Origin of the sequence: Atopobium sp. BS2 (assembly GCF_000565075.1) — a bacterium.
GTDB lineage: Bacteria > Actinomycetota > Coriobacteriia > Coriobacteriales > Atopobiaceae > Lancefieldella.
Map to the genome: position 1 here is coordinate 1 of NZ_JDFG01000025.1, position 7587 is coordinate 7587.

General features: G+C 48.3%; 9 protein-coding genes. 5 read left to right on the forward strand and 4 right to left on the reverse strand.

Annotated elements, in window-relative coordinates:
- Positions 1 to 423: 423 nt before the first annotated feature.
- From HMPREF1492_RS02720 to HMPREF1492_RS02730, 3 genes are read left to right on the forward strand one after another with little or no spacing between them, the layout of a single operon-like run.
- Positions 424 to 645: a hypothetical protein gene (locus tag HMPREF1492_RS02720; RefSeq protein WP_035435674.1), complete on the forward strand. Its 222-nt coding sequence runs from the start codon at positions 424 to 426 to the stop codon at positions 643 to 645.
- Positions 646 to 649: 4 nt separating this feature from the next.
- On the forward strand, positions 650 to 1915 hold the full coding sequence (locus HMPREF1492_RS02725) for an MFS transporter (RefSeq protein WP_198014336.1): 1266 nt from the start codon (positions 650 to 652) through the stop codon (positions 1913 to 1915).
- Positions 1866 to 2297, forward strand: a complete 432-nt coding sequence (locus tag HMPREF1492_RS02730; protein ID WP_035435676.1) for a hypothetical protein — start codon at positions 1866 to 1868, stop codon at positions 2295 to 2297. Before HMPREF1492_RS02725 ends, HMPREF1492_RS02730 begins: the two co-directional genes overlap by 50 nt.
- Positions 2298 to 2368: 71 nt before the next feature.
- Here the strand turns inward: HMPREF1492_RS02730 and HMPREF1492_RS07580 are convergent, their stop codons facing one another.
- From HMPREF1492_RS07580 to HMPREF1492_RS02745, 4 genes are read right to left on the reverse strand one after another with little or no spacing between them, the layout of a single operon-like run.
- Positions 2369 to 2509: a hypothetical protein gene (locus tag HMPREF1492_RS07580; protein ID WP_156921361.1), complete on the reverse strand. Its 141-nt coding sequence runs from the start codon at positions 2507 to 2509 to the stop codon at positions 2369 to 2371.
- Between the two features lie 13 nt (positions 2510 to 2522).
- On the reverse strand, positions 2523 to 3359 hold the full coding sequence (locus tag HMPREF1492_RS02735; protein WP_035426855.1) for a metal ABC transporter permease: 837 nt from the start codon (positions 3357 to 3359) through the stop codon (positions 2523 to 2525).
- Positions 3352 to 4104 carry a metal ABC transporter ATP-binding protein gene (locus HMPREF1492_RS02740; RefSeq protein ID WP_035435678.1) on the reverse strand — a complete coding sequence of 251 codons (753 nt, stop codon included), beginning with the start codon at positions 4102 to 4104 and terminating at the stop codon, positions 3352 to 3354. Before HMPREF1492_RS02740 ends, HMPREF1492_RS02735 begins: the two co-directional genes overlap by 8 nt.
- Before the next feature lie 7 nt (positions 4105 to 4111).
- The gene (locus HMPREF1492_RS02745) at positions 4112 to 5134 is read right to left on the reverse strand and encodes a metal ABC transporter substrate-binding protein (protein WP_084054968.1); all 1023 of its coding nucleotides are present in this window, start codon (positions 5132 to 5134) and stop codon (positions 4112 to 4114) included.
- 381 nt (positions 5135 to 5515) lie between these two features.
- On the opposite strand from HMPREF1492_RS02745, the gene HMPREF1492_RS02750 reads away from it, so the two are divergent.
- Complete coding sequence (locus HMPREF1492_RS02750; protein WP_035435680.1) at positions 5516 to 6268, forward strand: SDR family NAD(P)-dependent oxidoreductase; 753 nt, start codon at positions 5516 to 5518, stop codon at positions 6266 to 6268.
- Between the two features lie 10 nt (positions 6269 to 6278).
- A complete protein-coding gene (locus HMPREF1492_RS02755; RefSeq protein ID WP_035435682.1) occupies positions 6279 to 7274 on the forward strand; it encodes a 2-keto-3-deoxygluconate permease in 996 nt (331 codons plus the stop codon).
- Positions 7275 to 7587 lie beyond the last annotated feature (313 nt).

Below are 7587 nucleotides of genomic sequence, written 5' to 3' on the forward strand. Positions count from 1 at the left end.
TAAAATGCCCACATTTGAGCAGAATATCTGACTTAGGTGTGTTCCGTAGATACAGAATTTATCGATAGTTAAATTTCTTATATAAGCCTATTCATTTTCTAGCATATTAGATGAAGTTTATGCATAGAGATGCATATCAGGTAGTGCGACTGCCTAGCTGCCTAGCTATCTTGATTAGAAACATGTCGATTCTTCAGCAGAACCTACCAAAGCTGCGCTATTTTGTGCGCCAGGTCTAAAAGCCGACACTAACACGCTGTAGAATCATAATCACCCGCATATGAACTGCCTCCCATTTCTTGGACATAAGAAATGGGAGGCAGTTCACATTCGTTGTGCGCTTTTTTATGCCGTTTACGGGAGTACATTTGGAACGCGGCGTGTGTGCTGGTAAAATATTAAAAAGTTGATGAAGGAGGTACTATGTCACTGTATCGTCATCTACGTGCTAGTTTGGGTTCAGCCCAAAAAATTGCGCTTGCTGTTAGCACTTTTGTCATGACAATTGCGCTACCCGTTATCGCATTAGCTGATGTTATTGATACGCCAAGAATCGGTAGATCATCTAGCTTCTTAGCCATGGCTGCAGTTTCTACTCTTGTGGCAGTAATAGGCTTCATTATGCTCATAAGGCGTCGCAGGTAAAACCTTGTCCACTACACAGCAGATTCTTCCCAAAAAAGAAGTCACTACCTTTGCATTTGCGTTGTGCCATTTTGTAGTTGACTTTGCATGCGTATCTACAATGCTCTGTGCGGTAAGCCGAGTGTTGGGAGAGTCTGGCCAGGGCTCGCTTGAGTTAGTTGCACTGAGTATTCTGCTCTACGACGTCGTGGCCTTTGCGTTCCAACTGCCAGTGGGTATTGCCTTAGACAAGTTAGATAAGAACTCATCTGCTGCAATGCTCTCATATGCGCTGGTTAGCGGCGGAGTAGTACTTTCGCTTGTTCCTGTTGAGTTTCTTGAGTGGCTTGCAGTTTTGTTGCTTGCTGTTGGAAACGCGCTTTTCCACTGTGCGGGAGGCCTTTGCGTACTTAATATTTCTCAAAAACATGCGGGACCATCGGGAATCTTTATTGCAACGGGCGCCGTAGGAGTGTTTTTAGGCACGCTTAGCGCGCAGTATGGAAGACTTCAAGTTGCGTTTTCTCTGCTTGTTCTGCTGTTCTTATGTGCAAGTATTACCCGCGTGGTGCAAAAGGTTAATAAAAAATACTGGAATATACATAACGTTCCCTTTGCCATTCCTGAGCTTCCTTCTCACACTCTGATTGCGATTGCACTGCTGAGCCTTGTGGTGGCGCTGAGAAGCTATGTCGGCATGGTTATGGCATTTCCTTGGAAGAGCGAGATGCTCTTACTGGTATTAAGCATCCTTGGCGTATTTGCAGGTAAAGCTCTTGGTGGAGTGGTTGCTGATCGTATTGGCTTCAGGACTACAGCTATCTTCTCGCTCATTGTTGCAGCCACCTTGTTTGTGCCCTCATGGGAGATACCGGTTATGGGCCTTCTGGGTGTATTTTTCTTCAACTTTACTATGTCCATTACGTTGGCATCTCTGGCAAATATCTTGCCTAACGCAAAAGGCACCGCGTTTGGACTGGCCAGTTTCTCACTAGCTGTAGGTGCGTTGCCTGCGCTCGCAGGATTTCGTATTGAACATCCTGCGATGCTCTCTGCTATCAGTTTGGTCTCGGCACTTTCGTTGGGTGTAGGTCTTACGTTAGTCAAAGATTCCGTGGCTACAGGGCTATTTGGACATGAGCGTATGCTTCAAGCAGCACAGGTTGCTGAGACTGCAGAGGAAGATAATCTAATCGCAGAGCTATCTGATCAGGTTGATGAGCTTGCGGTTGAAGAAGAGTGTGTGGCTGAAGACTATCTTGCTGCTGAAGGCAAACAAGCAGAAGGCTAATGGCATGGACGACCAAATATTTTTGTTGCCGTATCTGATGACCATTATTCCAATATTTACGTTTTGTCTGATTCTGACTATTACTGTTGAGCTTATTGTCGCAAAATCGCTGGGCGTTAATGACAATCAAGCACTGTTGATTGTTGTTGCTGCTCAAGTGCTTACTAATCCGATTGCTGTTTTTATCACAAGCGCCCTTGTTGATGTGGTTGCTAACGACGTTCAGTACTGGGCGTGCGTCATAGCGGTTGAGCTGGTTGTTATTGCTGTTGAAGGTCTCATTTACAAGGTAAAAAGAGTAAGCAACACTCCATGGACTCTTTCAATCTTGTCCAACCTTGCGTCAGTATCCGTAGGTATTCTCGTTCAAACACTTATATAAAAATTTAGCGAGAAACCCTTTGAATAGAAGGGGTTTCTCGCCAAACTTGGGTGATTATTTGAGTTGAAGCCTTAATGAACCATCGCAATAAGAAGAGCTCCGACCATAAGACCAATGGATGTTCTGAGAGCCGCTGAGGCTTGCCTGTGCAAGAGCTTTTGCGCGCGGGTTGCGTGCGTGAGCTGGGCTTCTGAAGTGTTGAGTGTACGCATTGGTCCTCCTTTCTTAGTTCTTGTCTAGTATATGTCTAAAAGTAAGCTTTGGTAAACTCTTTAGTATAAAAATGATACAAAAAACCACGCCGAGGGTGAGTCCAATCATTCCTCCAGAAGAGGCGTCTAAGTAATAACTGCCTGTTATTCCAATCAAAACGCTGACCGTGGCAATAAGCGGAGAAATCCAGAGCATATGCCGCATCTGATTGGTAAGAAGCCTTGCGCAGGCACCCGGAACAATAAGCAGCGAGACTGACAAAATGACGCCAACTGCCTGGAGCGATATGACAATTGCGAGGGCTAGGGCAACAAGCAAGAATGAAGTGAGTGTTTTAGTAGAAAGACCGATTGCTTGCACCTGCGTGGGATCAAATGAAAGCAAGGTCAGGTCCTTGTTTTTAAGGATGAGCAGGATTGCAATAGGTAGACCAATGCACAGTACCTGCAGCATATCAGGTGTGGTGACTCCCAGAAGGTTTCCAAACAGAATGTGGGACAAGTTAATCTGACTTGGAACCTTGGATATAAGAACTGTTCCCAGTGCAAAAAATGTTGTAAATACGATACCAATAGCAGTATCAGGGCGCACAATTTGGCTCTTTTTGACTTGTCCGACCAACACCACGGTAATGAGGGCAAACACCAGCGCTCCCACCAGATAGGGAAGTCCTAGCAGGTGAGCAATGACTACGCCCGGAAGAATAGAGTGGGAGATAGCGTCGCCCATAAGCGACCATCCCATGTGCGTGATCCAGCAGCTTAAAAGCCCGCATACTATGGCGGTTGCAATTCCGGTGATGAGGGCTCGCTGCATGAATGCGTATTGGAGAATGTCTACCTCAGGCATGGAGCACCTCCTCAATGTGGGTATCTTCGGAAATACCAAGGTTCTGCAGGAGGGCGTCTCCAGAAAGAATTTCTTTCGAGGGACCCTGCGCGGTTATGGTTTTATTGATGACCAGGCAAAGCGGGAATTTTTCCTGAGCCAGGTTAATGTCGTGAATTGAAACAAGCAATGTTTTGCCTTCTTTACTGAGGTCATTGAGCTGTCCAGTAATGATGGCCTCAGAGCGAGCGTCTACTCCCGCAAATGGTTCATCAAGAAACATCAGTTCAGCGGCTTGTGCAATTCCGCGTGCCACAAAAACACGCTTTCTTTGTCCTCCGGAGAGCTGGGCAAGTGGTCGATCTGCAAGGTCGGCCAAGTTGACGCGTTCGAGTGCTTGGGCAACCAGCTCTTTGTCCTGAGCGGAAGGTATGCGCATCCAACCCTGATGAACATATCTTCCCTGCATAACAACGTCTTTTACGAGCAGCGGAAACGTTGAGTCAATTGCCTCCGTTTGAGGGACGTAAGCGACTTTTCCTTGCTTGCGCGCCTGTGAAAGAGGTTGCTTGCCCCAAGTAAGTGACCCCTCCCATGCGATGGTGTCCATCAATGCTTTGAAGAGCGTAGATTTTCCGGCGCCATTGACGCCAACAAGTGCGCAAAGATCTCCTTTTGAGAGCGAGAAATTCACGTCATAGATGATGGGTTTCTCGCGGTCTTTTTTCTCGTACCAGGCGCAAAGTTGCGAAACACAAAGATTCATCGAACAACTACCTTCCCATGAGACCAGATACGATTGCGTCTGCATCGTGTTGCAGCAGGTCAAGATAGGTGGGCACGGGACCATCGGCTTCCGAGAGGGAGTCAACATACAAGATGTTTTTCTCGTCAGTTTTGAGGGTGGCGCCCGTCTCGTCGGCTACCTGCTGCATTGCCTTAGGGCTTACCGTGGACTCGCAGAACACTGCAGGAATTTGCTGGGCTTTTACGGTCTCGACGACCTTTGCGATCTGCTGTGGAGTACCTTCGTCGGCCGCGTTAACGGCCCAGAGGTAGAGCTCCTGCATATTGGTGTCGCGGCACAGGTACGAGAACGCTCCCTCGCAGGTCACCAGCGTGCGCTGGTTTTCCGGCAGTGAGCTGAGCTCCTCAATCAGGTGAGAGGAGATGTTGTCGAGCTCCTTTTTGTATGCGTCACCGTTGGCTTTGAAGTCCTTGGCGTGGTCAGGGACAAGGTTGCTCAGCGCGCGGACGATATTCTCGACATAAATCTTGCCGTTTGTGGGCGACATCCACGCGTGCGGATTGGCTTGGCCCTGGTAGTCGCCCTCGGCGATGGGGATGGCGGTGATGCCTTCGCTGAGGTCAGCGCGCTGAGCAGGCGAGTCATCGACGAAGCGCTCAAACCAGCGCTCAAGCCCCAGGCCGTTGTTGAGGATGAGCTGGGCTTTCTGCGCGCGCTTGAGGTCGTCAGGCGTGGGCTCGTAGTCGTGGATCTCGGCGCCGGCCTTGGTGATGGACTCTACCTGGCAGAACTCTCCCGCAACGCGAGAAGCCATGTCTTGAATGACGGTGAAAGTGGTCAAGACAAGGGGAGCCGAGGAATTTGGGTTTTGCGTGGTGCTTGAGCTGGCAGCGGAATCGCGTGGGCCACATGCGGCGAGAGAAGCGATGGCTGCTGCGGAGCTTGCGCCGAGTAAGGTGAGTGCTGACCTGCGGGATAGGAGAGGGTTGCAGGTGAGGCGCGATTGTGGGTTTGCGACTGCCGAGATATGCGTGCAGCGATGTTTCATAGCGACTTCCTTCAAAGAGATAAGAGCAGGTAGCTACGGGACTGAAAGCAAGAAACTGATAGCGTGAAGCCAAGAGTTAGGAGTTTTGGAGCTACGAGCTCAACGGGTTTCTCGCCCTATTGTATTCCTAAAAGTTACCTATGTCTAACTTTTGAAATTTACGACGAAAGAAAGGGGTTTGGTTTGCAGACAAATGTCCAAAAGATTGAACATGAATTTTAATGTGTCATTTATGTTGCATTTTAAGCAAATTATTATCCTTTAGCTTATTTACCTTTGGATTTATCTCTTTAAAATAATTTTTCTATAGAAAATTATGTGAATATGGCTAGAATTTATTTGTTTCCTAATGGTTTGTGCTCGTGAAAAAAAGGAGAGAGCATGGCATTCGATTTTACAGGTAAGCTGGTTCTGGTTACAGGCGGAAGCGCTGGTATTGGCGCTGAGATCTCCAAGGGTATTGTTGCTGGAGGTGGACATGTAATCGTTTGCTCTCGTCACGAGGACACTGGCCGCAAGTTTGTCGAGGAGCTCGGCGAGGGTAACTTCTTCTACACAATGGACATTGCAGATGCCGAGGGCGTCAAGAAGACCGTTGCTCAGATTCTTGAGGAGTGCGGCGACGTCAACGTTCTTATCAACTGCGCTGGTCGCATCAGCTCCGTTCCTTTCACCGAGGTTGACGACAAAGAGTGGAACAACACTATCAACACCAACCTCACCGGTACCTACAACGTAACTCACGCTCTCTGGCAGCACTTCATTGATCGTGGCGGCGCTCGCATTGTCAACGTTTCTTCCGTCGCAGGCAAGATCGGCGGCGGCCTCCTTGGTACTGTTGCTTACGCATCTTCTAAGGCTGGTATGAACGGCTTTACCAAGGCTATCGCTAAAGAGGGCGGCAAGTACGGCATTTCTTGCAACGCTGTTTGCCCATCTTTCACCATTACAGATATGACCACTGCACTCTCCAACGATGAGGAGAAGTACAAGAAGGTCGTAGGCATTATTCCTCTCGGCCGTCCTGCACAGGCATCTGAGCCTGCACAGATGGTACTGTTCTTTGCTTCCGACGCTGCTAGCTTCGTCAACGGTGAAGTTGGCGACTGCGACGGCGGCATTGTTATGGACTAGGTGATTGTTGATGGCTACAAAAGAACCAATTTCTATTCAGCACCCATTTAAGATGCTGGGCCGCATTCCAGGTGCAAACATCCTGGTACCACTGCTTCTTGGCGTTTTCATGAACACATTTTTCCCAGATGTATTCCCAACGCTTGGTAGCTTTACTGCTGCTATGACCGTTAAGGGTACTGCTGCTCTGGTTGGTGCTTTCATGTTGTGTGTTGGTGCAACTATTTCGTTTAAGAGTGCACCAAAGGCTGCTCTTCGTGGCGCTATCATCATCATCTCTAAGGTTGTGTTCTGCGTTGCTCTTGGTCTTGCAGTTCTATTCTTCCTGAACGACAACCTGCTTGGCCTTTCTTCCATGGTCATCCTTGCTGCTTGCTCTGGTGCAAACAACTCCATGTATGCAGGCCTGATGGCTGATTATGGTAACGAGTATGAGCAGGGTGCAGTCGCAATTACTACGCTGGTCGTTGGCCCTCCAGTTACCATGCTTGCTCTTGGCGCAACTGGTCAGTCTCCAATTAACTGGTCTTTGCTTGGTGCAGTTCTCCCAATTATCCTGGGTATTCTGCTTGGCAACTGCTTCCCATCTATGAAGAAGATGCTCACAAGCGCTCTGCCAGCAATTATTGTCATGACCTTCTTTGCTATGGGCACAACCATGAAGTTTGATTCTCTCATTATGGCTGGTCCTGCAGGTATTCTGCTTGGTGTTATCTGCTCTGTTTGCGGAGGCTTTATCAACTACTTTGTTGATCGTGCAACTGGCGGAACCGGAATTGCAGGCGTTGCAATTTCTTCCTGCGCAGGTGCAAATGCACTTACACCTGCTGCTATGGCAGAGGCAAACCCAGCCCTGTATGGCGGCGCTGCTCTTGCAACAGCAAATGCACAGGTAGCAGCTGCAGTTATCGTTACTGCAATCCTGACTCCTTTGATTACTGGTTATGTTGCTGAGCACTTTGCTAAGAAGGACAACACTTCGGAGAAAGTTGTTGAGGCTGCTTAACAAGTTCTACAGTTCAAGCACAAAATCCCAGCACCTAGCGGTGCTGGGATTTTGTGTGCTGCGAAGCAGCACTGGTTTCGCGCAAGAGTTGCTCGAAGAATGGTGATGGGCGGCTGATAGGGGGGGCGGTTGATGCAGAGATCCTTCGCGAATCACTCGAATAAGTCTCCAAGTGGTAAAAAATGCGTTTAGTTGGAGATTTCATTTTTCTGCATACAACGTTTGCCCAGATAAAAGTTTTTGAGGCGGTAAAAAATCGTCTTAGTTGGAGATAAAACGTCTAATTTTCAATTTTCATTTCCAACTAAACGCG

Bases quoted from the DNA above. Each gene is read 5' to 3' on its own strand.
- HMPREF1492_RS02740 (WP_035435678.1), bottom strand. From the start codon at position 4,104: ATGAATCTTTGTGTTTCGCAACTTTGCGCCTGGTACGAGAAAAAAGAC.
- HMPREF1492_RS02720 (WP_035435674.1), top strand. From the start codon at position 424: ATGTCACTGTATCGTCATCTACGTGCTAGTTTGGGTTCAGCCCAAAAA.
- HMPREF1492_RS02755 (WP_035435682.1), top strand. From the start codon at position 6,279: ATGGCTACAAAAGAACCAATTTCTATTCAGCACCCATTTAAGATGCTG.
- HMPREF1492_RS02750 (WP_035435680.1), top strand. From the start codon at position 5,516: ATGGCATTCGATTTTACAGGTAAGCTGGTTCTGGTTACAGGCGGAAGC.
- HMPREF1492_RS02735 (WP_035426855.1), bottom strand. From the start codon at position 3,359: ATGCCTGAGGTAGACATTCTCCAATACGCATTCATGCAGCGAGCCCTC.
- HMPREF1492_RS07580 (WP_156921361.1), bottom strand. From the start codon at position 2,509: ATGCGTACACTCAACACTTCAGAAGCCCAGCTCACGCACGCAACCCGC.
- HMPREF1492_RS02745 (WP_084054968.1), bottom strand. From the start codon at position 5,134: ATGAAACATCGCTGCACGCATATCTCGGCAGTCGCAAACCCACAATCG.